This is a genomic window from Citrobacter farmeri (genome assembly GCF_019048065.1).
Lineage (GTDB): Bacteria > Pseudomonadota > Gammaproteobacteria > Enterobacterales > Enterobacteriaceae > Citrobacter_A > Citrobacter_A farmeri.
In genome coordinates this window covers 2,328,040-2,351,151 of record NZ_CP077291.1, presented here as the reverse complement: position 1 = coordinate 2,351,151, position 23,112 = coordinate 2,328,040, and the positions used below count along the sequence as shown (strand labels likewise).

Genomic DNA, 23,112 nt, shown 5'->3' with positions numbered 1-23,112 from the left:
CGACGCCGCGGTATCCCCGAGCGGTCATTCCTGGGACACGATCGCCCAGTCCAGTTCACCTTGTGGGAATGTTCCTCCCGGATCGTTCTTCCCGCCCTTTCCGTTGCTTTGGTCGGGGAAATCCGTCAGAAAAGCCACCGGCGTGACGCCAAGCCCCATTAACTGGAAATCATTAAGCATCGGCCCCTTGTCGATAGAAAAGACATCCGGCTGCTCTGACATCCATTCTGACTGTCCGGGAAGAAAAGAAATGTCGATTTTTAAGCGGGCAGAATGACCGTCGGAAGCGGCAATTTCTACGGTATAACGTGTGCTCATGATTTCACTCCTGAACAGGCGGGATTGCCGTATTTTTGCGTTTCACACCCTTCAGGATAGTGCAGTGAATTTCAGGGTTACTCTAAGAGAAAAAGGTTATTCAGGCAGAGGAAATCACACTGAGGCATTAATTTATTTACCCTGTTCAGGAATATTCAGAACAGGGTAAATAGCGGCAATAATAGAGTGGCTTCAGAGTAAACTCGCCATCCCCGGATCATCGCCTTCAATCGAATAATAGCGAGGAAGATTAGGCGGTCGATAATCCGGATTGGCGTTCATTAAATTGACCACCGACTCATGAACGCTGATGACGCCCGTCATTGGCCGTGGAACCGGTTGACCAAACGGGGGCATTGCGCCAATTTTGAGCTCACGCTGATGATCTTCCCCGGTCCAGACCAGACGCGGTAGCCATTCGGCAAATTTCCATCCCAACAACATAGAATCATGAACCGCAGGAAATCCTGACATGCGAATCGACAGCTCTTTTTTAGCGCGAGAAAAATCGATCCGCAATCCTGCGCGCCAGGCTTCTCCCAGCATCCAGCGAAACGTCATCAACGCCAGCTGTGATTGCGGTGGCGGATAACCCCCGCCAACGTCAGAATGCACTCCGGCAAACCACACCTCTTTAAGATCCGTTTTCACATCGTCATCGCGTCGCCAGAGATGCTGGCGAAAAAAACAGCGCCGCTCATCAATGGACACCGCATGCCGGACAATGTCGACAGCGGGATTTTTCGCGGTATAAGGAATGATGACCGGATCGTAAATCCAGCCCACCGACTTCACCGTATCGAACAGGCCAAGAAAATGGACGTTCGCCCGCCGACCAAAGGTTGACTTAAAACGCGCCTGTAGTTTGAAGTCTGGCTTGTGCTCCTCCCCGGTTCGGGCCAGCAACATCGCCCACGCATAGTCAAAAAGATGCGCCTGATAGCCTTCGACAATGCCCGCGGTGTGAATCAGTGCCGCCAGCGCTCTGGCGGCATAGGCTCCGCGGGAAAAGCCGAACAGATAAATGTTATCTCCCTGACGGTAATTCTTAGCAAGAAAATGATAAGCCCCTTCGACATTGCGCTTGAGTCCCCAACCAAACGCCAGTCCGCAGATCCGCGAAGGCAACTTTTGCCATTCAAAGAGCGTCTCCTTAACACCAAATGTCCCGACGCCCTGATCGTAGTACGTCAGTACGTTTTCCCGGTCTTTAGGCAATACGCGCAGCAACCGAATCACATTCGTTGGTTTATGACTGAAGCGATTGCCCGTGCCATCCAGAAAAATAACGAGTTGTCGTCCCATCGTTACCTCCACTATTTTGCTGCGAATATGCTGTGGCTGAAGAAAGAGTAGAACGCAACGCGTGATCTGAAGGGTTGTTGGCGATCAACTCTACGGCAAATGATCAATAAATAACGGCGGAAAATAAGCGTCAGAAAACACAGATTATTATCCGGTGTAAATAACAGGGTTTATTACATAATGATGAAGATTTCTTTCGAAAACTCACTCATATCATTTCATGAAATTGAAAAATAAGTTGATGATAAAAGATACAATGCGTCATCTTACGCGGGTTACATCATTCCTCTCAGTGATCAAATGGATGGGCTATACTTTTTTAGACGTTGATTAGTTTTAAAAATCACTTAAAAATGGTTTTTCTTGCTACTTTTGGCTATATCCATAATTCTTTCAGGCTTACTTCGCCTGATAGCATGAAAATATAGCTTAAGGCATTACACTATTTCATTAATGTAATCATGCTACATTTCAGGTGTTCTGTGTTTCAGATCCGTTTTACTATCCAGAGTGTGCATATGACGCAGGCCGCTATGTCGCTCGCTAACCACTGTAAGGATCTACATCATGGAGATGTATCTTAAAAGAATGAAAGACGAATGGGTCCGCCTGGTCGAACATACGGAACCTCGCATTCGACAATTTGCCTCCGAGATTGCGATTAAGCATGCACATGATTTGAGTATTGAATTTTATCGCATTGTTCTCGTAGACCCGCACGCTGAGGAGTTTTTAAGTAATGAACAGGTTGAGAGACAACTGAAAAAAGCACTGGAAAAATGGGTGGTAAGTGTCCTCTCCAGCAGTGTTGACGATATTGACCAACTGATCAAAGAGCAGCACACAGTAGCTGAAGTTCATGCCCGTATTGGTATTCCCGTCGAACTGGTTGAGATGGGATTTCGCGTATTGAAGAAACTGCTCTATCCCGTCATTATTGAAGGTCATCATGAAGCCACGGATAAATTGCTGATCTACCATTTTTCAATTAACAGTATCGACCTGGCGATGGAAGTCATGTCCAGAGCCTTCTCCTTCAGTGAAAGCAGTGCGGCGAAAGAAGATGAAAACTATCGTATTTTTTCACTACTGGAAAATGCTGAAGAAGAGAAAGAACGCCAGGTCGCATCGCTTCTCACCTGGGAAATGGATCTGATCTATAAAGTTTTGCTGGATTCTGATTTAGGAAATAGCTTACCGCTCAGTCAGGCAGATTTTGGCCTGTGGTTTAATCACAAAGGACGACATTATTTCAGCGGCATTGCTGAAGTTGGACATATTTCGCGTTTGATTCAGGATTTCGATGGCGTATTTCATCACACCAGTGGCACGGCGAAGGCACTTAACAATAAAGCACTGCGGGTGAAGTTTTTGCTACAAATTCGCAATACGGTATCGCAAATCATCACCCTGCTTCGTGAATTATTTGAGGAAGTTTCCCGCCATGAGGTGGGGATGGATGTGTTGACTAAATTACTGAATCGTCGCTTCCTGCCGACTATTTTTAAACGTGAAATAGCGCATGCGAACCGCGCCGGCACCCCACTCTCAGTATTAATTATCGACGTCGATAAATTTAAAGAGATCAATGACACCTGGGGTCACAATACCGGCGATGATATTCTGCGCCGGGTTTCTCAGGCTTTTTATGATAACGTACGCAGCAGTGATTATGTTTTCCGCTACGGGGGCGATGAATTTGTTATCGTTCTCACCGAGGCGAACCAAACCGATACGCTGCGCACCGCCGAACGCATTCGCAGCCGCATCGAGAAAACTAAAATTAAATCGCCGAATGGCGAAATCATTCCACTTTCACTGTCTATTGGCGCTGCCATGTTTAATGGTCACCCGGATTACGAACGCTTAATTCAGATCGCAGATGAAGCTCTGTATACGGCAAAAAGACGAGGCAGGAATTGTGTTGAACTCTGGAAACCAGCTTCCTGAGAATATCCGGATGCAGAGGTAAAAAATGAAGCTAACCGACGTTGAAGGCTCCGGAGACAGCATTTTCTTTCCTGCTCTTGAGCAGAATATGATGGGGGCGGTATTAATTAATGAAAATGACGAAGTCCTCTTTTTTAATCCGGCAGCGGAAAAACTCTGGGGATATCGTCGGGATGAGGTGATCGGCAATGGTATATCGATGCTCATTCCCCATGATTTACGCGCGGCTCATCCGGATTACATTCGTCATAACCGTGAAGGCGGCAAGGCTCGCGTAGAAGGTATGAGTCGGGAATTGCTGCTGGAACGAAAAGACGGTAGCAAAGTCTGGACACGTTTTGCCCTGTCAAAAGTGAACGTGGCGGGTAAGATTTTCTATCTGGCGTTTGTGCGAGATGCCAGCGCAGAGATGGAACAAAGAGAACAGAAACGTTTACTGGTGCTGGCGGTCGATCATCTCGACCGCCCGGTGATTGTCCTCAACTCTGTGCGGCGCATTGTTCAGTGTAACCGCGCCTTTACCGAGATGTTTGGCTACGGCATTACTGATGCGTCGGGCCAACAACCGGATGATTTGCTCAATATTCCCGAAGAGCCAGCGGATAATCGCCTGAGACTCAAACAGCTACTCTGGAAAACGACCCGCGATCAGGATGAGTTTCTGATGGTCACCCGTGCGGGCGATAAGATCTGGATTAAAGCGTCTGTCAGCCCGGTTCATGGCACGCATCATGAACTGCAAAACCTGGTCATGACCTTTTCCGATATCACCGAAGAACGGCAGATTCGCCAGCTCGAAGGCAATATTCTGGCTGCGATGTGCACCAGCCCACCCTTTCACGAAATGGGTGACATTATTTGCCGTAATATCGAAGCGGTACTGCGGGAAACGCATGTTTCGCTGTATGCCCTGAAAGATAACACCCGTCAGTTCTGGGCGGCGTCATCGAAAGAGATCAACGCGAAAGAGGTAAGCGTCTGGACGCTCACTATTCGACAACGAGATGGGGAGCCAGCCGGTACGCTTTTAATAAAAACGGTGAAAGGGAAAGAGACCAGCGCCTTTATCGATCGCGTGGCGGACATCAGTCAGCATATGGCGGCCCTGGCGCTTGAACAGGAGAAAAGCCGTCAGCATATCGAGCATCTCCTACAGTTTGATCCACTTACCGGTCTGCCCAACCGTAATCACCTGCACGCCTATCTCGACGATCTCATTAGCGGCGCAAAAGCGTTTTCGCCGGTCGTGTTTCTCATCAGCGTCGATCACTTCCAGGATGTTATCGACAGTCTCGGCTATGCCGTTGCCGATCAGGTTTTGCAGCAGGTCATCAATAAAATCCGCGAGCGGCTCAGACCCAATCAGTATTTAAGCCGTATCGAAGGCACCCAATTTGTGCTGGTCAGTGACGATAACGAAATGAGTAATATCACCCAGTTTGCGGATGAACTGATCAACATCGGCAGTGAAGCAACGCTTTTTGGCGACAAGCCCTTCCCGCTGACCTTCAGCATTGGCATTAGCTATGAAGTGGGAAAAAATCGTGACTACCTGCTTTCCACGGCCCACAACGCGATGGATTTTATTCGTAAAGCGGGCGGCAACGGCTGGCAGTTCTTCAACCCGGAAATGAATCTCGCGGTAAAAGAGCGTTTGCAACTGGGCGCCGCATTGAAAAAAGCCATTGCCAGTAACCAGTTGCGGTTGGTGTATCAACCGCAGATCTTTGCCCAAACGGGTGAACTGTATGGCTTTGAAGCGCTTGCGCGCTGGAATGACCCGGTGCACGGTCACGTTCCGCCCAACCGTTTTATTCCCCTCGCCGAAGAGACGGGCGAAATTGAGAATATTGGTCGCTGGGTCGTCAGAGAAGCGTGTCGCCAGTTATCAGAATGGCGCTCGATGTCGTTGACTATTCCGACGCTGTCGGTGAACCTCTCCGCCCTGCACTTTCGCAGCAATCAACTGCCGGACCAGGTGTCGGAAGCGATGGTGGAATTTGCTATTCCGGGCGATCAACTGACGGTTGAAATCACCGAAAGCATGATGATGGAACAGGATGAAGAGATCCTCAGACGCATTGAGATCTTACGCAACATGGGGGTCGGACTGTCGATCGATGATTTCGGTACCGGTTTTTCCGGTCTCTCCCGCCTGGTCAGCCTGCCCGTGACGGAATTAAAAATTGATAAGACCTTCGTCGATCGCTGCCAGACCGAGAAGCGTATTCAGTCTTTGCTGGAAGCGATTATCAGCATTGGGCAGAGCCTGAATCTGATGGTGATTGCGGAAGGCGTTGAGACGAAGGAACAATTTGAGCTGCTGCGTTCGATGAATTGTCCGGTGATTCAGGGATATTATTTTTCTCGCCCCATTCCGGCAGATGAGATCGCCACCTGGATGCAGACGGCGCTACCGTTGGAAATCTGATTCGTCATGTGAGAAGCCCGGCAGCGCTACCGCCTACCGGGCATCCAGTCACTCAGACATTACGGCAATTTAAACGACGATACCTGCAAGGCCAGTTCTTCTGCTTCAGCTTTCAGAACCTGCGTGCGCGCCGCCGCATCATCAATCAGCGAAGCGTTCTGCTGAACCGTGCTGTCCATTTCCGTGACGGCGAGCGTCACTTCGGCCACGCCTTTGCGCTGCTCTTCACCCGCGACGCGAATTTCCCCCATTAACTGACGCACCTGACGAACATGTCCCACCAGTTCCTGCAAACGATCGCCGGCATGATGAATTTGCTGACTGCTGTTATCAACATGGGACACCGACTCATCAATGAGCGCTTTGATTTCCTGGGCGGCGGTTGCGCTGCGCTGCGCCAGCGTTCTGACTTCCGATGCCACTACCGCAAATCCTCGCCCGGCATCCCCGGCGCGAGCCGCTTCCACGGCGGCATTGAGCGCCAGGATGTTCGTCTGGAAGGCAATGCTGTCAATCACGGATACGATCTCAACCATTCGCCCCGAAGACGCACTAACGTTATCCATGGTCGAAATCACCCCATGCATGACATCGCCGCAGCGGTTGGCCGTTTGCGCCGTGCTTTCTGAAAGCTCATCGGCCAGTTGGGTATTACTGGCATTTTGATGTACGGTCGCATTAAGTTGTTCCATCGCGGCCGCACTCTCTTCCAGCGCTGCCGCCTGCTGAGTGACGCGTGATGACAATTCAGTATTGCTGTCGGCAAGGCTGACGGCGTTGTTCGCCACCACCTCACTGCTGCTGCGCACCGTAAGCAGGATGGCGGAAATTTTATCCACGAAAAGGTTAAACGCCTGTGCAATCGCTGAGATCTCGTCTTTACCTCTTACCTCTAAGCGACGGGTCAGATCGCCTTCTCCCTGTGCAATATCGTCCAGCGCCCGCCGCGTGTCGTCCAGACGAGCAATCAGCCGGCGAACCACCAGCCAGGACCCCACCAGCAACAGCGTCATCACAGGGATCAGTACTTCAAGAACATCGCGCATCATCACTTTCGCCAGCCCGACGATACGCTCTTGCGGCGTCACCAGTCCCACAACCCAACCTGTATCGGCCATCGGAAACAACATCACACGAGAGGGCGCGTTCAGAATGCCGTCGTTTTCCAGCGCAATGGAGGAGACTTCGGTCGTTGCGGTGCGCAGTTGCTGCAAACGCTGAGCGACCGGATTCAGCCACGCGGAAGCCTTCACCAGATCGCCAACGGTTTTGTAATGATCCCGATCGTTTTGCGGAAAATAGAGAATTTGTCCCTGTTTATCGACCACAAAGGCATATCCACCGGTGCGTCCGCCCTGCTGCTGCATAAAACTGGCAACGTTATCGAGTCGAATATCTGTCGTGGCTACGCCAGCGAATTTGCCCGCCAGCTGATACGGAATGCTGCAGGTCACCATGTTGATTCCGGAAATGGCATCCTGATAAACATCAGACCAGACGCAGTTTTCCTGCGAATGGCCTTTCGCTCCCTGATACCAGCTTTCGCTGTGATAACCGTTGCCGCCAGGGGCGTTATATTCGTCCGAAAACACCAGTTTATCGTCGGTATTGCGTGACCAGAAAAAGCTGCGTCGCGCAACGCCGGGGGTGAACGCATCCGGCTCAGGCCAGATCCCACCGCCGGTGATGATTGAATTATTTTTTTCACCCAGTAAACGCGGCACAACCGCGCGGTACAGCGCTTCATCATTTGGCAGGACTTCGGCCAGACGCGACAGACTAACGGTTTCTCCCTCAATACGAGACAGGACGCTGCTGAGTTGACGCGTCAGGCCATGCCCGGTCTCCTCAATTAACGCCGTGTTGATTTCAACGACGCGAGGTTGCCCGCGCCAAAGCATAATAACAACAATCACTAACGTCGTTACGGCAAGTAACGCGATCCCCCCGAGTGTCAAACGAGTCGAAATACGTGACGGATACCAGACCATATAAACATCCTTTTATTTTCAGACTAATTTATATTCAGTATCGGCACGCGTTTTTAGAGCTTTATACAAAATCCAGCATTGTCTTAAATTAATAATGTGACGTTGTCACAAATAGCAAAACCCAGCACTCTGGCTGGGTTTAAATAAGCGCTTAATCTTATTTGCTTAATTCTTTTTTGATTTCATCTTTAATTTTAGTCAGCTCACTTTGCGGATGTTTTTTACAGATTTCAACCGTTAAAGGAACCGCAGTTGTCACCGTTTCATCGAAAGTGACGTAGTCCCCGCCTTTAAAGTCTTCATCTTCGTTTAATACCCAGAAGGCAACCGGCGCCATAGTCTGCGGGTTCAGATCGATGAACTCCTGGCAGCTCATGCTTTTGGGGGTGACGTCGGTCTTCGCGTCAGTAGTGGCTGCATTTACGCTGACACTGGTCAACAGCGCTGCGACTAAAATACCTGCTGTAGAAAGGGAGAATTTGTTCATTATGATGGCTCCGTTAATGATATAAATAACCTCTACACGAGCGCTTTAAACCGTTAATGTAGAACGAAAATAATAATACCCGTCCCTTCGCAGAAATAAATACACGCACACTTGTTATGGCTGTTATTGATATTTCCCGGTACCGATCCTGATGTTTGCTGCTTATTTCGCCGCGAGAATGTGATCCCGCCTGCGTATCCGGCAGATAAGCGCCCTTCCGTCTCACCGTTGCACCAAAACTGCACTACGCTGCACAAATGTTGATCATAAGTTAACTATTTCGGCGTCATTTTAACAATTGACGCCTGCAGCGGCGGCGTTCCCGAACATGGCACGCGTCCTGCATTGTTAATTGGCTAACAGTGAGCCGACCTTTGACAGCCCGGTAACAGCGAGACGGTGATGACAACAAAACCTGAGTTACTGACCCGAATTGAACAGACTTTCAGCCTGCATACGCCAAGCGAAAAACGCGTTGCCAGTTGGCTGTTAACCCATGTGGCGCAGATCCCGTTTGAAACCGCCGACAGCATTGGTAAAGCAACGGGCACCAGCGGGATTACCGTCGGACGCTACCTGCGCAAAATCGGCTACCGCAATCTGGAAGATGCCAAAGCCAGCCTGCGGGAATTGCCTGGCACCTCCTATCAGCCCTGGGGAATGAACGAGCGTCTGGACTCCTGGCAACAGCAGCAGCAGTTGCCAGACCGCGCGCGTCAGTCGCTGACGCTGGAGATCGATGCGATCGCTCATGTCTATCAACTGGCGCAAGGTGAAACTTTTCAGCGCATTACCCGACAACTGGCGCAGGCGGAGGCCGTGTTTGTGCTGGGGATCCAGTCGACGCGGGGGATCGCAAATGCCTTTTTCAGTCACCTTGAATATCTGCGCCCCCGGGTGAACTACTCCGAAGGGCTCTCGGGTAGTTGGGTGGAATCCCTCAATTCCGGGTTTGAGAAACCGTATGTGGTGCTGACCGATACCCGCGCCTACTCCGCCATTGCCCGGCAATACTGTCGCGTGGCCAGCGAGCGGCAGATACCGCTGGCGCTGGTAACCGATATCTGGTGCCCCTGGGCACGGGACTACGCCATCGATTTACTGCAGGTGAAAACCGACACCGGACACTTCTGGGATTCGCTGGCTCCCGTGAGTTGTCTGTTCAACCTGCTGCTTTCCGGCGTGGCGGAACAACTGGGCGACTCTCTTACCGGGCGGCTTCAGACCAACCGCCAGTTACAACAAGAATTTGGTCAGTTCGAACAATAAACAGGAAACGTGCTATGTCTGAAACTCCACAACTGGTCGATCTGTCGGTGACTTTTCCGACGCTGGATATCGACCTGAAATACGCGACCGCCGATAACCTGACCGGCGCGCCAATTTATCGCGAATCGCGCTGCCTGCTGCATCAGGATGCCGTCACCGCGCTGGCGAAAAGCATCAGTATCGCGCAACTGGCGGGCCTTTCTCTGGTGGTTTATGACGCCTATCGCCCGCAGCAGGCGCAGTCGATCCTGTGGGATGCCTGCCCCGATCCGCAGTACGTGGTTGATGTCGCCATCGGCTCTAACCACAGTCGCGGGACGGCCATCGATGTCACCCTGAAAGACGCGAGCGGCAGGATCCTGGATATGGGCGCGGGTTTTGATGAGATGCACGACCGTTCACACGCTTATCACCCTTCTGTTTCTGCCACGGCACAGCGTAACCGGCTGTTACTCAACGCCATTATGTTTGGCGGTGGCTTCGTTGGCATCAGCAGCGAGTGGTGGCATTTTGAGTTGCCTGCCGCGAGCCGCTATCCGCTACTGGAAGACTGCATTGCCTGCTTTCCCGTGACTACCACAACAACACACACATCCTTTTGATTCCGGAGCTTCATCATGAAATTAACTTTGTTGTTTCGCCCCGCGTTGATTGCTGTTGCCCTGGCGATAACTCTGCCTGCGGCACAGGCTGCCGTCCCGAAAGACATGCTGGTGATCGGCAAAGCCGCCGACCCGCAAACCCTTGACCCGGCGGTCACCATCGATAATAACGACTGGACGGTCACTTATCCGTCCTATCAGCGGCTGGTGAAGTACAAAACCGAGGGCGACAAAGGCTCCACTGAAGTGGAAGGCGATCTGGCAAGCGGCTGGAAAGCGTCTGATGACCAGAAAGAGTGGACCTTCACGCTTAACGATCGGGCCAAATTTGCCGACGGCTCCGCCGTAACTGCCGAGGCGGTGAAGCAGTCCTTCGAACGCCTGCTGAAAATCAGCCAGGGCCCCGCGGAAGCGTTTCCCAAGGATCTCAAAGTGGAAGCCGTTGATGCACACACGGTAAAATTTACGCTCAGCCAACCGTTCGCCCCGTTCCTTTATACGCTGGCGAATGACGGCGCATCGATCATCAACCCTGCCGTGCTGAAAGCGCATGCGGCGGATGACGCGCGCGGTTTTCTGGCGCAAAACACCGCAGGATCCGGCCCGTTTATGCTGAAAAGCTGGCAGAAAGGTCAACAGCTGGTGCTGGTTCCGAACCCGCATTACGCTGGTCCAAAACCGAACTTTAAACGCGTGTCGGTGAAAATTATTGGTGAGAGCGCGTCACGTCGTTTGCAGCTATCGCGTGGCGATATCGACATCGCTGACGCCCTGCCAGTGGATCAGCTCAGCGCGTTAAAACAGGAAGGCAAGGTGGCTGTGGCGGACTATCCGTCGCTGCGCGTGACCTATCTCTATCTGAACAACAGCAAAGCGCCGCTGAATCAGGCGGAACTGCGTCGGGCTATCTCATGGTCAACCGACTATCAGGGCATGGTAAAAGGGATCCTCAGCGGTAACGGCAAACAGATGCGCGGGCCGATCCCGGAAGGCATGTGGGGTTACGACGCCTCTGCGCTGCAATACCATTTTGATGAAGCCAAAGCGAAAGCCGAATGGGAGAAAGTTGCCAGCAAACCCACCAGCCTGAGCTTCCTCTATTCCGATAACGATCCAAACTGGGAGCCGATTGCCCTCGCCACCCAGGCCAGCCTCAGCAAACTGGGTATTACCGTAAAGCTGGAAAAACTGGCGAATGCCACCATGCGCGATCGCGTGGGTAAAGGCGATTACGACATCGCTATCGGCAACTGGAGTCCTGACTTCGCTGACCCCTATATGTTCATGAACTACTGGTTCGAGTCGGACAAGAAAGGCCTGCCCGGTAACCGCTCGTTCTATGAGAACGCCGGGGTCGACAAGTTATTACGCAGTGCATTGAGCACCACCGATCAGGCGGCCAGAACCAGAGACTACCAGCAGGCGCAGAAAATCGTCATTGATGAGGCCGCCTACGTCTACCTGTTCCAGAAGAACTACCAGTTGGCGATGAACAAAGAGGTCAAAGGCTTCGTGTTCAATCCGATGCTCGAGCAGGTCTTTAATATCGGCACCATGAGCAAATAAGTCACATTAATGCGGAGCCACACTGGCTCCGCCAGGGGAAGCCAATGACTTTCTGGAGCATTTTGCGCCAGCGCTGCTGGGGACTTATCCTTGTGGTGGCCGGCGTTTGCGTCATCACTTTTATTATTTCGCACCTGATACCAGGCGATCCGGCGCGCCTGTTAGCGGGCGATCGGGCCAGCGAAGAGATTGTCGAGAACATTCGCCAACAGCTTGGGCTGAATCAACCGCTGTACGTGCAGTTTGCGCGCTACGTAAGCGATGTCTTTCAGGGAGACTTAGGCATTTCGATTCGCACCGGGCGTCCGGTGATGGAAGAACTGCGCGTCTTTTTCCCGGCGACGCTGGAGTTGGCTTTTTGCTCGCTGCTGCTGGCGCTGGTCATCGGTATTCCTTTGGGCATCCTCTCCGCCGTCTGGCGCAATCGCTGGCTGGACCACCTGGTACGCCTGATGGCGATCACCGGTATTTCGACGCCCGCCTTCTGGTTGGGCCTGGGCGTCATCGTGCTGTTTTACGGTCATCTGCAAATTTTACCGGGTGGCGGACGACTGGACGACTGGCTGGATCCGCCAACGCATGTGACCGGGTTTTATCTGATCGATGCCCTGCTGGAAGGCAACGGCGAGGTCTTTTTAAATGCTCTACAACATCTGATTTTACCGTCGCTGACGCTGGCGTTTGTTCACCTGGGGATTGTGGCGCGGCAAATCCGCTCTGCGATGCTGGAACAATTGAGTGAAGATTATATCCGCACGGCCAAAGCCAGCGGTCTTCCCGGCTGGTACATCGTGCTGTGTTACGCCCTGCCTAACGCGCTGATCCCGTCGATCACAGTACTCGGTCTTGCGCTGGGCGATCTGCTGTATGGCGCAGTATTGACCGAAACCGTCTTTGCCTGGCCCGGTATGGGCGCCTGGGTGGTGACGTCGATTCAGGCGCTTGATTTCCCGGCCGTGATGGGCTTTGCCGTAGTGGTCTCTTTTGCTTATGTACTGGTCAACCTGGTGGTCGATCTACTCTATCTGTGGGTGGACCCACGTATCGGACGCGGAGGTGCTGAATGATGTTAACCGAAGAGACCCCGACACCGGTTCGCATTGCGCGTCGACACATTGACTGGGCCAGGTGGTTCTGGCTGATGAAAAGCAGTCCGCTGACCGTAATTGGCGGGGTAATCATTGTCCTGATGCTGCTGATGATGGTCCTCTCGCCGTGGCTAACGCCTTACGATCCCAATGCCATTGATTTAAGCGCGCGACTGTTGCCGCCGACGGCAGCACACTGGTTTGGAACAGATGAGGTAGGACGGGATCTGTTCAGCCGCGTGCTGGTGGGCAGCCAGCAGTCGATTGTCGCCGGGCTGGTAGTGGTCGGAATTGCGGGCGGCGTCGGCTCGCTGCTCGGTTGCCTGTCCGGGGTGATGGGCGGTCGCGCTGACGCCATCATCATGCGGATGATGGATATCATGCTGTCGATCCCCTCACTGGTGCTGACGATGGCGCTGGCGGCAGCTCTGGGTCCGAGTCTGTTTAACGCAATGCTGGCGATTGCCATCGTGCGTATTCCCTTTTATGTACGACTGGCGCGCGGACAAACGCTGGTTGTGCGCCAGTTTACCTACATCCAGGCCGCTCGCACGTACGGCGCTTCCCGTTGGCATTTGATCAGTTGGCATATCTTGCGTAACTCACTGCCGCCGCTGATTGTGCAGGCGTCGCTGGATATCGGCAGCGCCATCCTGATGGCCGCCACGTTGGGTTTTATCGGGCTTGGTGCCCAGCAACCGAGTGCGGAATGGGGAGCGATGGTGGCAATTGGCCGCAACTATGTTCTCGATCAGTGGTGGTATTGCGCCTTTCCCGGTGCCGCCATTCTGATCACTGCCGTCGGTTTTAACCTGTTCGGTGATGGGATCCGCGATCTGCTGGATCCAAAAGCAGGAGGAAAACAGTGATGACTCAGCCGGTGCTGGAAATAGACGATTTGCACTTAAGCTTTCCGGGATACAAAGCCGATGTTCATGCCCTGAGCCATGTGTCGCTGTGTATTCATCGCGGCGAGATTGTCGGCGTGGTGGGCGAATCGGGGTCCGGGAAATCGGTCACGGCGATGCTCGCTATGCGTCTGCTGCCGGAGGGTAGCTATCGCATCCATCAGGGGCACGTCTCATTACTGGGCGAAGATGTGCTGAACGCCAGTGAAAAGCAGATGCGCCAATGGCGCGGTGCCCGTGTGGCGATGATCTTCCAGGAGCCGATGACGGCCCTTAACCCGACGCGCCGCATCGGTCAGCAGATGGTAGAGGTGATTCGCCACCACCAGACGGTGAGTCGTGCGCAGGCTCGCGAAAAGGCGATTACCCTCCTGGAGGAGATGCAGATCCCCGACGCCGCCGGAGTGATGACCCGTTTTCCGTTTGAGCTCTCGGGTGGGATGCGTCAGCGGGTCATGATCGCCCTTGCCTTCTCCTGTGAACCGGAACTGATCATCGCCGATGAACCGACCACCGCGCTGGACGTCACCGTCCAGTTGCAGGTACTGCGGTTGCTCAAGCACAAAGCCCGCGCCAGCGGCACGGCTGTGCTGTTTATCAGTCATGACATGGCGGTGGTGTCGCAACTGTGCGACCGGCTGTACGTAATGTATGCCGGAAGCGTCATTGAAAGCGGCCCGACCGATGCCGTGATTCACCATCCGACCCATCCCTATTCGATTGGCCTGCTGAAATGCGCGCCGGAACAGGGTGAACCTCGCCAGCCGCTACCGGCGATCCCCGGCACCGTGCCGGATCTCACCCGTTTGCCGCATGGCTGCGCGTTTCGGGACCGCTGCTTTGCCGCTGGCCCGCTTTGCGAAACGATACCCACCCTGAGCCCACTCGGCGCTGGCGACCAGCACGCGGCCTGCTGGTACCCCCATCTGGAGAGTTCCCATGTCTGAAACATTACTGGCCTTACAGGATGTGCACGTTAATTTCCCGGCGAAGAAAAACTGGCTGGGACGGGTAACCGAACGCGTGCACGCGCTCAACGGGATGGATTTGCAGATCCGCCGGGGCGAAACGTTGGGGATCGTGGGTGAATCCGGCTGTGGTAAAAGCACGCTGGCGCAGTTACTTATGGGGATGCTGAAGCCCAACCAGGGACAATATCAGCAGGATTCACCGTCGACCGAGATGCAAATGGTGTTTCAGGATCCGCTCTCTTCGCTGGATCCGCGTCTGCCTGTCTGGCGGATTATCACCGAACCGGTCTGGATCCAGAAGCGTAGCAGTGAGCGGGAACGTCGGATGCTGGCCGCCGCGTTAGCCAGTCAGGTCGGGATCCGCCCGGAATATCTCGACCGTTTGCCACACGCCTTCTCCGGCGGACAGCGTCAACGTATCGCTATTGCCCGTGCGCTGTCGTCAGAACCGGATGTGATCGTGCTGGACGAACCGACGTCAGCGCTGGATATTTCCGTGCAGGCGCAGATTCTGAATCTGCTGGTTGCACTGCAAACCAGCCGCAATCTGACCTACATTTTGATCTCGCATAACGTCTCAGTGGTACGCCATATGAGCGACCGGGTCGCGGTGATGTACCTCGGACAGATCGTCGAACTCGGCGACACGGCGCAGGTGCTCACCACCCCGGCTCATCCTTACACTCGTCTGCTGCTGGATTCCGTACCGAAGACCGGCGCCCCGCTGGCCGAGGAACTGATGATTCGCAAAACGGAGTTGCCCGGTAATCGGGTTCTGCCGGTGGGGTGTTTCTTTCGCGAACGGTGTCCACTCGCCAGCAGCGGATGTGAGAACCGGCAGGCGCTGCGCAGACTTGAAGCCGGAACCGACGTACGCTGCTGGCGCGCCTGAGGGCGCTGACAGGTGCGTAAAGTGGGATTGGATGATGTTGTAAGGCTTTTATGCCCGGTCAGCATTACGCTACCGGGCAATAGCGTCGTTACGATTTCAGTTGATAATCAAGGGTGATTTCAGCTTTCAGCACCTGCGATACCGGGCAACCGGCCTTCGCTTTCTGGATGATGCCGTCGAAAGTCCCGGCGTCGATTCCCGGGACAGTGACTTCACTGTGCAGCGCAATTTTGGTAATGGCAAACCCGGCATCGACTTTGTCCAGCGACACGTCTGCCGTGGTGTCGATGGCATCCGGCGTGAAGCCCGCTTCACCGAGCATCAACGACAGCGCCATTGAGAAACAGGCGGCATGCGCCGCACCGATCAGTTCTTCCGGGTTAGTGCCTTTCACCCCTTCAAAGCGGGTATTAAAGCCATAGGGCTGCTGGTTCAGTACGCCGCTTTCCGTCGAAACCGTGCCTTTTCCGCGCTTGATGTCGCCTTCCCAGTGTGCCTGACCTTTCTTATGGATTGTCATCGTTCTCTCCTTTTTATCGTCGGTATAACAAGTATAGGACGCTCAGCAGATTTTGTGGCAGTTAGCGGAGACTTCTTAATTCCCTGCTTATACATTGACCTTTCCGATTAAATGTCCGACTATCAATCAGGTCGGTATCCATCGGTACCGTCGACCTTAAGGGTTATATTTCGTCCGAAGTCATAAGGACTCATCCTTGAAACCAGTAACAGGATAAAGGAGTTAGAATGAAATCGAACCGTCAGGCCCGTCATATTCTTGGACTGGACCATAAGATCTCCAATCAGCGCAAAGTGGTGACTGAAGGTGATAAATCCAGCGTGGTGAACAACCCTACCGGCAGAAAACGCCACGCAGACAGCAAAAAGTAATCGTACAGCCCGAATATGACAATAAACACCATCGCCAGCGCGATGGTGTTTTTGCTTACAAAAGCCTTAACCCATTCTCAATGCTTTATACTCTCTGCCCGATCCCCTGGCGGAATGGCAACATATTATAAAAAGTGCCAGGGTCGGATATTCAAAAAAAGAGTGAGTGACATGGAAACCAAAAGCAAAAAAATGCGTTCCCTTTATATTCCTTACGCTGGCCCGGTACTGCTGGAATTTCCCTTACTGAATAAAGGCAGCGCGTTCAGTATGGAAGAGCGCCGTAACTTCAACCTGCTGGGGTTACTGCCGGAAGTGGTCGAGTCGATTGAAGAACAGGCGGAACGCGCCTGGATCCAGTATCAGGGATTCAAAACGGAAATCGACAAACATATCTACCTGCGCAACATCCAGGATACTAACGAAACCCTGTTCTACCGACTGGTTCACAACCATCTCGATGAGATGATGCCGGTGATCTATACCCCAACGGTGGGCGCAGCCTGTGAACGCTTCTCCGAGATTTATCGTCGCGCCCGCGGCGTGTTCATCTCCTACCAGAACCGTCACAACATGGACGACATCCTGCAAAACGTCCCCAACCACAATATCAAAGTGATCGTGGTGACCGACGGCGAGCGTATCCTCGGCCTTGGCGACCAGGGGATTGGCGGGATGGGGATCCCCATCGGCAAACTGTCGCTGTATACGGCATGTGGCGGTATCAGCCCTGCCTATACTCTGCCCGTGGTGCTGGACGTGGGAACCAATAACCCGCAGCTGCTCAACGATCCGTTGTATATGGGCTGGCGCAATCCGCGCATCACCGACGACGAATACTATGAGTTTGTCGATGAATTTATTCAGGCGGTTAAGCAGCGCTGGCCGGACGTTCTGCTGCAGTTCGAAGACTTTGCGCAGAAGAACGCGATGCCGTTACTTAATCGCTACCGCGACGAAATTTGCTCTTTCAACGACGACATTCAGGGCACCGCTGCGGTGACCGTCGGCACGCTGATCGCCGCCAGTCGCGCGGCAGGCAGCCAGCTCAGTGAGCAGAAAATTGTCTTCCTCGGCGCGGGTTCCGCCGGTTGCGGTATCGCCGAGCAAATCATTGCCCAGATCCAGCGTGAGGGATTAAGTGAAGAAGCCGCGCGCCAGAGAGTCTTCATGGTCGATCGCTTTGGTCTGCTGACCGACCAGATGCCGAATCTGCTCTCCTTCCAGACCAAACTGGTGCAGAAACGTGAAAATCTGCAATCGTGGGACAGCGACAGCGAAGTACTGTCGCTGCTTGATGTCGTCCGTAACGTTAAACCCGATATTCTGATCGGTGTTTCCGGACAAACCGGTCTGTTCACCGAAGAGATCATCCGCGAAATGCACAAGCATTGCCCGCGCCCGATCGTGATGCCGCTGTCTAATCCCACCTCGCGTGTGGAAGCGACGCCGCAGGACATCATCGCCTGGACGGAAGGTAACGCGCTGGTCGCCACCGGCAGCCCGTTTATGCCGGTGGTCTGGAAAGACAAAATCTATCCCATTGCCCAGTGTAACAACGCCTATATTTTCCCTGGCATCGGGCTGGGCGTGATTGCCTCTGGCGCCTCCCGCATTACCGATGAGATGCTGATGTCCGCCAGTGAAACGCTGGCCGAGTACTCACCGCTGGTGCTCAACGGTGAAGGGCTGGTGTTGCCGGAACTGAAAGACATTCAGACCGTCTCGCGCGCCATTGCGTTTGCCGTTGGTAAAATGGCGCAGCAACAGGGTGTGGCAGTGAAAACCTCTGCTGAAGCGCTGTTGCAGGCTATTGAAGAAAACTTCTGGCAGGCAGAATATCGCGACTATCGTCGTACGTCTATCTGATGGACTGCCCGGTGGCGCACGCCGCCGGGCCTTCAGACTTGCGCAGTCTCATCACTTGCGTTTACACTTTGGCCATCGATTAACATTCGGATAAATAAAAGGAGGAAACTTATGCTGTACTGTGAACGATTCATCGCTTCACATGCTTTTGGCGATCGTCAGTGCTCAAGCGTTATCGGTATCGTGCTGCGATAACTTCTGCTTGAGCGAAGCTAACTTCTGAATTCCCCTTCTCTCGGGCTTACCGGGTTATCGTCAGCGATGTTTGACGAGGCGTTTTTACGCCTGTAACTCTTGAGTAAGCAACAATGAGCACATTACTAACCGCACAATCCCTGCACGTTGATACGGCGTTTGGCACGCTTTTCGACGATCTGACGTTTACCCTGAAAAAAGGCGATCGCCTGGGGCTGATCGGCTACAACGGCTGCGGCAAAAGCACGCTGCTGAAAGTTCTCGACGGTTCGATTGCCCCCACTGGCGGGACTCTGGCGCTGGCAAATCACTGTCATCTTGCCCGTGTCGAACAACATTTGCCTGATGAGATCCTGCCGCTGACGTTACAGGAAGCCGTTCTGGCCCAACTTCCTGAACATGAACGTGCCAGCCAGCTCTGGCAGGTCGAGGCGTTACTCGCGCAAATGGGCTTCAGTGTCCAGGATCGGCAATTAACCGCGCAAACCCTGAGCGGCGGTCAGCATACGCGTCTGCTGCTGGCTCGTGCGCTGATGCGCCATCCTGACCTTCTGCTGCTCGACGAGCCGGGTAACCATCTGGATTTGCCGACATTACTGTGGCTGGAACAGTTTTTACAGAACTGGTCTGGCAGTTTTGTGGTGGTGTCCCACGATCCGCACCTGCTGGATGCGATCACAAACGGCACGTGGATCCTGCGCGATCGTACCCTACACGCCTTCGCGTTGCCCTGCAGCGCTGCCCGTCAGGCGCTGGTTGAGCGCGACGCCAGCGACGCGCTACGCCATAAAGCGGAGCAAAAAGAGATCGATCGCGTCACCGCCAGCGCTAAACGGCTGGCCACCTGGGGCCGGGTGTACGACAACGAAGATCTGTCGCGTAAAGCGAAGCAAATGGAAAAGCAAGTATTACGTCTGAAGGAGGTACAAACGGATCTGACGGCAGGAAGTCAGTGGTCACTAACATTGAACGGAGACGCGCTGCGGGCGGACCGTCTGCTGGAATTGTCTCAACTGTCGGTTACGCCTGCTCCGGGCGCACCGACGTTGTTTACCCTTGCAGGTATTCGCCTGAAGAGCGGGGACCGGGTGGCGATCGTCGGGCGTAACGGTTGCGGTAAATCGTCGCTGTTAAAAATGATCTGGCAACATCATCAGGCGGAACAGGCGTCAGATTCACTGCTTATCCACCCTCGTGTTTCGCTGGGCTATTACGACCAGACGCTGCATCAACTGCCGGATGACGCGTCGTTGTTTGACGCCCTTGAGGCGTTCGCCCCGCAGCCGGATATCCGTAAAATGGCGCTGATTAGCGCGGGATTTCCGTGGATACGCCATGCGCAATCGGTCAGTACATTAAGCGGCGGCGAGCGCTCGCGCCTGCTGTTCGTCGGACTGTCGCTGGCGCGCTATAGCCTGCTCATGCTGGATGAGCCGACTAACCATCTGGATATGGAGGGGAAAGAGGCACTGGCGCAGACGCTGCAAACCTTTGAGGGTGGCGTGCTGTTGGTCAGTCACGATCGTCAACTCATCAGCCAGAGCTGCAACCGGTTCTGGTTTGTTGACGAGGGTGAACTGAGCGAATGGCACGATCTGGAAGCCGTCTATGATCGTATCCGCCAAAGCACGGCGGAACCCTCTCCGGCGGATATGAAAGATGGCGCTCCGCTTATCACGGAGCACAGTGACGAAGAAGACCTGCTGGAAAAGCTGGTTGCGCTTGAGCTGCGTCTCGCTGAGGATCTGGCCCGTAAACCCAGACATCAGAAGCCGCAGTTGCAGGCTCAATGGCGTAAAGAGATAGACGACATCACCGCGCGTCTTTAATCCTCAATGCCCGGTAACGTGATGTTTACCGGGCAATTTGCGTAACGCTTTCCAGTATTCATCCCCTCTCCTTTTCTCTTTCTTCATTTCGCCAGACAATCGCGTTCATTACGGCGAAAGTTGTTGCGCCATACGGAACATAATGATACCGTTCCTCCTGAAGGAACAAGGTGAACTGGATGATCATGAATTTCAGACATAAAGGATTACGTGACCTGTTTCTTCACGGCAAAACGTCAGGTGTGATGGCAAAGCACGTCAGACGTTTACGACACCGCCTTGCTGTGATTGATGCCGCTGGCTGCGTGAACGATATCAATATGCCCGGTTACCGACTGCATCCCCTGAGCGGCGATCGCGATGGCGTCTGGGCAATTTCGGTTTCAGGCAACTGGCGTTTGACGTTTGAATTCGTCAATGGCGATGCGTACATTCTGGATTACGAGGATTATCACTGATGAAAATGGCGAATCATCCCCGCCCCGGGGACATCATTCAGGAAGCGCTGGACGAACTAAACGTTAGTTTGCGTGAATTTGCCAGGGCAATGGAGATTGCGCCCTCAACGGCAAGTCGGTTACTCACGGGCAAAGCGGCCCTCACCCCAGAGATGGCGATCAAACTCTCGGTGGTGATCGGCAGTTCTCCGGAAATGTGGCTGAATCTGCAAAATACCTGGAGTCTGGCAGAAGCGCAAAAAAGCGTTGACGTTTCCCGCCTGCGCCGACTGGCCGTTCAGTAAACGAATTGCATGCCGGACTGACGAACGCGTCGTCCGGCGGATTCGCTTATTGCTGAGGTTTTTTCGTAGGCGCTGAACCTCAATTTTGGGCAGGTCGGACAGCTCCCTGATGTCGTCATACGTAGGATCAATTTTGCTGACGGGAACCGCTACATCTTCGGTTATTTGTGAAGACAACACGTTATGTCTAGCCGGTAACAGTCTTATGACGTTTTTATGGCAAAAAAAAGGCACTACCTGTGTAGCGCCCTTTATCCACAAAAAAGAGAATTAGTTTAACCCTTCTTCACTCTCTTTTTTCGCCTCTGCCTTCTCGATGTCACGATACCAGCGCGGATGGTGTTTCTTCGCCCAGCGGCGACTCACCTTCCCTTCAATCATCCCTTTAATCGATCCTTTCACCCAGAATGCCATATACATATGGATAAGGATGGCGTGAATCAGAATGATCCCAGCCGCCGCGTGGATCAGCAGGCTGTAGCGCACCACCTGCATCGGGAAGTATTGCGCAAAGTACGGACGCCAGATAATCACGCCGGTCACCAGCAGCACAAAAATCATGCTCATGATCGACCAGAACATCATCTTTTGTCCGGCGTTATATTTGCCGACATCCGCCACTTTGTGTTCGTTGCCTTTCAGCACTTCGACAATGTTTTTCAGCCACGGAAGGTCCTTCTTATCCGGGATGTTGTGGTGGACGAAACGAACGAACATGAACATCAGCGCGACAAAGATCGCAACGCCAAAGAACGGGTGCAAAATGCGTCCCATCTGTGGCGTGCCGAAGGTTTGCGTCAGCCATTGCAGCGTCGGGAAGAAAAACGAAATCCCCGACAGCGCCACCAGGAAGAAGCAAATCACCACCGTCCAGTGACAGGCGCGATCGATGAACTTCGTGCGCACAATCATTTTCGACTTACTCATGATGGTCCTCCTCGTCATCGTCCACTTCTTTATTCGGGCCTATACCGATGTAGTGATAGATCAGCCCGGCAAAGGTGGCGATAAATCCGGCGGCCGCCAGCGGTTTCAGCGCCCCTTTCCACAGATTGATAGAGGTGTCGACCTTCGGCTCGTTCGGTAAACCGTGGTAGAGCTCCGGCTGATTCGCGTGATGCAGGACATACATCACGTGCGTACCGCCGACGCCCTGCGGGTTATAGACGCCAGCATGTTCGTAGCCGCGCGCTTTCAGCTTCGCGACGCGCTGCTCGCCCATTTCCAGCATCTCTTGTTTGGTGCCGAAATGAATCGCCCCGGTTGGACAGGTTTTGACACAGGCCGGTTCCTGACCCACGCTGACGCGATCGACGCAGAGTGTGCATTTATAGACGCGGTTATCCTCTTTATTGAGGCGCGGAATATTAAACGGACACCCGGCGATGCAGTAGCCGCAGCCAATGCAGTGTTCGGACTGGAAATCAACAATCCCGTTGGCGTACTGGATGATTGCCCCGGCAGACGGGCAGGCCTTCAGGCAGCCCGGATCTTCACAGTGCATACAGCCATCTTTACGAATCAGCCATTCCAGTTTGCCGTTCTGCTCGGTTTCGCTAAAACGCATTACCGTCCAGGACCTGGCGCTGAGATCGGCGGGATTGTCATACACCCCGACACAATGCCCCACTTCATCGCGGATGTCGTTCCACTCAGAACAGGCCACCTGGCAGGCTTTACAGCCCACACAGGAGGAAACGTCAATGAGCTTGGCGACCTCGGCTTTGTAATCACGCGCCTGCGGCGGCGGCGTGATCGCGTTTGTTGCGGACTTTTTGATGATGTCCTGCGTTTCCAAAGACATATGC

The 23,112-nt window shown here is 53.6% G+C and carries 21 protein-coding genes and 1 pseudogene; 14 read left to right on the top strand and 8 right to left on the bottom strand.

Annotation, left to right across the window (positions count from 1 at the left end; all coding sequences use genetic code 11):
- Positions 1–24: 24 nt before the first annotated feature.
- Both I6L53_RS11040 and I6L53_RS11035 read right to left on the bottom strand, forming a co-directional pair.
- Positions 25–318: a hypothetical protein gene (locus tag I6L53_RS11040; RefSeq protein ID WP_042319058.1), complete on the bottom strand. Its 294-nt coding sequence runs from the start codon at positions 316–318 to the stop codon at positions 25–27.
- 192 nt (positions 319–510) lie between these two features.
- Positions 511–1,623, bottom strand: coding sequence for a phospholipase effector Tle1 domain-containing protein (locus tag I6L53_RS11035; protein ID WP_042319056.1), 1,113 nt, complete (start codon positions 1,621–1,623; stop codon positions 511–513).
- A gap of 567 nt (positions 1,624–2,190) precedes the next feature.
- Here I6L53_RS11035 and I6L53_RS11030 point away from each other — a divergent pair.
- Positions 2,191–3,573: a diguanylate cyclase gene (locus I6L53_RS11030; protein ID WP_042319055.1), complete on the top strand. Its 1,383-nt coding sequence runs from the start codon at positions 2,191–2,193 to the stop codon at positions 3,571–3,573.
- Between the two features lie 25 nt (positions 3,574–3,598).
- The gene (gene dosP / locus I6L53_RS11025) at positions 3,599–6,004 is read left to right on the top strand and encodes an oxygen-sensing cyclic-di-GMP phosphodiesterase DosP (protein ID WP_042319053.1); all 2,406 of its coding nucleotides are present in this window, start codon (positions 3,599–3,601) and stop codon (positions 6,002–6,004) included.
- 59 nt (positions 6,005–6,063) lie between these two features.
- On the opposite strand, the gene I6L53_RS11020 is transcribed toward dosP, so the two are convergent.
- Both I6L53_RS11020 and hdeB read right to left on the bottom strand, forming a co-directional pair.
- Positions 6,064–7,995, bottom strand: coding sequence for a methyl-accepting chemotaxis protein (locus tag I6L53_RS11020; RefSeq protein WP_042319051.1), 1,932 nt, complete (start codon positions 7,993–7,995; stop codon positions 6,064–6,066).
- A gap of 157 nt (positions 7,996–8,152) precedes the next feature.
- Entirely contained in the window at positions 8,153–8,482 is a 330-nt protein-coding gene (hdeB, locus tag I6L53_RS11015; protein ID WP_042319050.1) for an acid-activated periplasmic chaperone HdeB, read from the bottom strand.
- Positions 8,483–8,884: 402 nt separating this feature from the next.
- On the opposite strand from hdeB, the gene I6L53_RS11010 reads away from it, so the two are divergent.
- Genes I6L53_RS11010 through I6L53_RS10980 form a run of 7 tightly spaced genes read left to right on the top strand, consistent with a single transcriptional unit; the run spans position 8,885 to position 15,778 of the window.
- Positions 8,885–9,751: a MurR/RpiR family transcriptional regulator gene (locus tag I6L53_RS11010; RefSeq protein WP_042319028.1), complete on the top strand. Its 867-nt coding sequence runs from the start codon at positions 8,885–8,887 to the stop codon at positions 9,749–9,751.
- A 14-nt stretch (positions 9,752–9,765) separates the two neighbouring features.
- On the top strand, positions 9,766–10,353 hold the full coding sequence (gene ddpX / locus I6L53_RS11005) for a D-alanyl-D-alanine dipeptidase (protein ID WP_042319027.1): 588 nt from the start codon (positions 9,766–9,768) through the stop codon (positions 10,351–10,353).
- A gap of 15 nt (positions 10,354–10,368) precedes the next feature.
- A complete protein-coding gene (locus I6L53_RS11000; RefSeq protein ID WP_042319026.1) occupies positions 10,369–11,919 on the top strand; it encodes an ABC transporter substrate-binding protein in 1,551 nt (516 codons plus the stop codon).
- Positions 11,920–11,963: 44 nt separating this feature from the next.
- Positions 11,964–12,986 carry an ABC transporter permease gene (locus tag I6L53_RS10995; RefSeq protein WP_042319024.1) on the top strand — a complete coding sequence of 341 codons (1,023 nt, stop codon included), beginning with the start codon at positions 11,964–11,966 and terminating at the stop codon, positions 12,984–12,986.
- Entirely contained in the window at positions 12,983–13,876 is an 894-nt protein-coding gene (ddpC, locus tag I6L53_RS10990) for a D,D-dipeptide ABC transporter permease (protein ID WP_042319023.1), read from the top strand. Before I6L53_RS10995 ends, ddpC begins: the two co-directional genes overlap by 4 nt.
- Positions 13,876–14,862, top strand: a complete 987-nt coding sequence (locus tag I6L53_RS10985; RefSeq protein WP_042319021.1) for an ABC transporter ATP-binding protein — start codon at positions 13,876–13,878, stop codon at positions 14,860–14,862. The genes ddpC and I6L53_RS10985 overlap by 1 nt, the downstream gene beginning before the upstream one ends.
- Entirely contained in the window at positions 14,855–15,778 is a 924-nt protein-coding gene (locus tag I6L53_RS10980) for an oligopeptide/dipeptide ABC transporter ATP-binding protein (RefSeq protein WP_042319019.1), read from the top strand. The genes I6L53_RS10985 and I6L53_RS10980 overlap by 8 nt, the downstream gene beginning before the upstream one ends.
- Positions 15,779–15,866: 88 nt before the next feature.
- Here the strand turns inward: I6L53_RS10980 and osmC are convergent, their stop codons facing one another.
- Positions 15,867–16,298, bottom strand: a complete 432-nt coding sequence (gene osmC / locus I6L53_RS10975; RefSeq protein WP_042319018.1) for a peroxiredoxin OsmC — start codon at positions 16,296–16,298, stop codon at positions 15,867–15,869.
- A 227-nt stretch (positions 16,299–16,525) separates the two neighbouring features.
- Between osmC and sra the strand changes: the two genes are divergently transcribed.
- The 5 genes from sra (at position 16,526) to I6L53_RS10950 (ending at position 21,304) form a co-directional block, all read left to right on the top strand.
- On the top strand, positions 16,526–16,669 hold the full coding sequence (sra, locus tag I6L53_RS10970) for a stationary-phase-induced ribosome-associated protein (protein WP_042319017.1): 144 nt from the start codon (positions 16,526–16,528) through the stop codon (positions 16,667–16,669).
- 171 nt (positions 16,670–16,840) lie between these two features.
- Positions 16,841–18,538, top strand: a complete 1,698-nt coding sequence (gene maeA, locus I6L53_RS10965; RefSeq protein WP_042319016.1) for a malate dehydrogenase — start codon at positions 16,841–16,843, stop codon at positions 18,536–18,538.
- Between the two features lie 308 nt (positions 18,539–18,846).
- Positions 18,847–20,562, top strand: a complete 1,716-nt coding sequence (locus tag I6L53_RS10960) for an ABC-F family ATP-binding cassette domain-containing protein (protein WP_042319015.1) — start codon at positions 18,847–18,849, stop codon at positions 20,560–20,562.
- Between the two features lie 179 nt (positions 20,563–20,741).
- Entirely contained in the window at positions 20,742–21,020 is a 279-nt protein-coding gene (locus tag I6L53_RS10955) for a type II toxin-antitoxin system RelE/ParE family toxin (protein ID WP_042319014.1), read from the top strand.
- Positions 21,020–21,304, top strand: coding sequence for a HigA family addiction module antitoxin (locus tag I6L53_RS10950; protein WP_042319013.1), 285 nt, complete (start codon positions 21,020–21,022; stop codon positions 21,302–21,304). The genes I6L53_RS10955 and I6L53_RS10950 overlap by 1 nt, the downstream gene beginning before the upstream one ends.
- 66 nt (positions 21,305–21,370) lie before the next feature.
- Here the strand turns inward: I6L53_RS10950 and I6L53_RS10945 are convergent.
- The 3 genes and pseudogenes from I6L53_RS10945 to fdxH form a co-directional block, all read right to left on the bottom strand.
- Positions 21,371–21,457 (bottom strand): annotated as a pseudogene (locus I6L53_RS10945) (inorganic diphosphatase); the annotation flags it as partial.
- A 117-nt stretch (positions 21,458–21,574) separates the two neighbouring features.
- A complete protein-coding gene (gene fdnI, locus I6L53_RS10940; protein ID WP_042319012.1) occupies positions 21,575–22,231 on the bottom strand; it encodes a formate dehydrogenase-N subunit gamma in 657 nt (218 codons plus the stop codon).
- Complete coding sequence (gene fdxH, locus I6L53_RS10935) at positions 22,224–23,108, bottom strand: formate dehydrogenase subunit beta (protein WP_042319010.1); 885 nt, start codon at positions 23,106–23,108, stop codon at positions 22,224–22,226. Before fdxH ends, fdnI begins: the two co-directional genes overlap by 8 nt.
- Positions 23,109–23,112: the final 4 nt, after the last annotated feature.

Coding starts and splice junctions, on each gene's coding strand:
- I6L53_RS11040 (WP_042319058.1), bottom strand. CDS start 318: ATGAGCACACGTTATACCGTAGAAATTGCCGCTTCCGACGGTCATTCT.
- I6L53_RS11035 (WP_042319056.1), bottom strand. CDS start 1,623: ATGGGACGACAACTCGTTATTTTTCTGGATGGCACGGGCAATCGCTTC.
- I6L53_RS11030 (WP_042319055.1), top strand. CDS start 2,191: ATGGAGATGTATCTTAAAAGAATGAAAGACGAATGGGTCCGCCTGGTC.
- dosP (WP_042319053.1), top strand. CDS start 3,599: ATGAAGCTAACCGACGTTGAAGGCTCCGGAGACAGCATTTTCTTTCCT.
- I6L53_RS11020 (WP_042319051.1), bottom strand. CDS start 7,995: ATGGTCTGGTATCCGTCACGTATTTCGACTCGTTTGACACTCGGGGGG.
- hdeB (WP_042319050.1), bottom strand. CDS start 8,482: ATGAACAAATTCTCCCTTTCTACAGCAGGTATTTTAGTCGCAGCGCTG.
- I6L53_RS11010 (WP_042319028.1), top strand. CDS start 8,885: ATGACAACAAAACCTGAGTTACTGACCCGAATTGAACAGACTTTCAGC.
- ddpX (WP_042319027.1), top strand. CDS start 9,766: ATGTCTGAAACTCCACAACTGGTCGATCTGTCGGTGACTTTTCCGACG.
- I6L53_RS11000 (WP_042319026.1), top strand. CDS start 10,369: ATGAAATTAACTTTGTTGTTTCGCCCCGCGTTGATTGCTGTTGCCCTG.
- I6L53_RS10995 (WP_042319024.1), top strand. CDS start 11,964: ATGACTTTCTGGAGCATTTTGCGCCAGCGCTGCTGGGGACTTATCCTT.
- ddpC (WP_042319023.1), top strand. CDS start 12,983: ATGATGTTAACCGAAGAGACCCCGACACCGGTTCGCATTGCGCGTCGA.
- I6L53_RS10985 (WP_042319021.1), top strand. CDS start 13,876: ATGACTCAGCCGGTGCTGGAAATAGACGATTTGCACTTAAGCTTTCCG.
- I6L53_RS10980 (WP_042319019.1), top strand. CDS start 14,855: ATGTCTGAAACATTACTGGCCTTACAGGATGTGCACGTTAATTTCCCG.
- osmC (WP_042319018.1), bottom strand. CDS start 16,298: ATGACAATCCATAAGAAAGGTCAGGCACACTGGGAAGGCGACATCAAG.
- sra (WP_042319017.1), top strand. CDS start 16,526: ATGAAATCGAACCGTCAGGCCCGTCATATTCTTGGACTGGACCATAAG.
- maeA (WP_042319016.1), top strand. CDS start 16,841: ATGGAAACCAAAAGCAAAAAAATGCGTTCCCTTTATATTCCTTACGCT.
- I6L53_RS10960 (WP_042319015.1), top strand. CDS start 18,847: ATGAGCACATTACTAACCGCACAATCCCTGCACGTTGATACGGCGTTT.
- I6L53_RS10955 (WP_042319014.1), top strand. CDS start 20,742: ATGATCATGAATTTCAGACATAAAGGATTACGTGACCTGTTTCTTCAC.
- I6L53_RS10950 (WP_042319013.1), top strand. CDS start 21,020: ATGAAAATGGCGAATCATCCCCGCCCCGGGGACATCATTCAGGAAGCG.
- fdnI (WP_042319012.1), bottom strand. CDS start 22,231: ATGAGTAAGTCGAAAATGATTGTGCGCACGAAGTTCATCGATCGCGCC.
- fdxH (WP_042319010.1), bottom strand. CDS start 23,108: ATGTCTTTGGAAACGCAGGACATCATCAAAAAGTCCGCAACAAACGCG.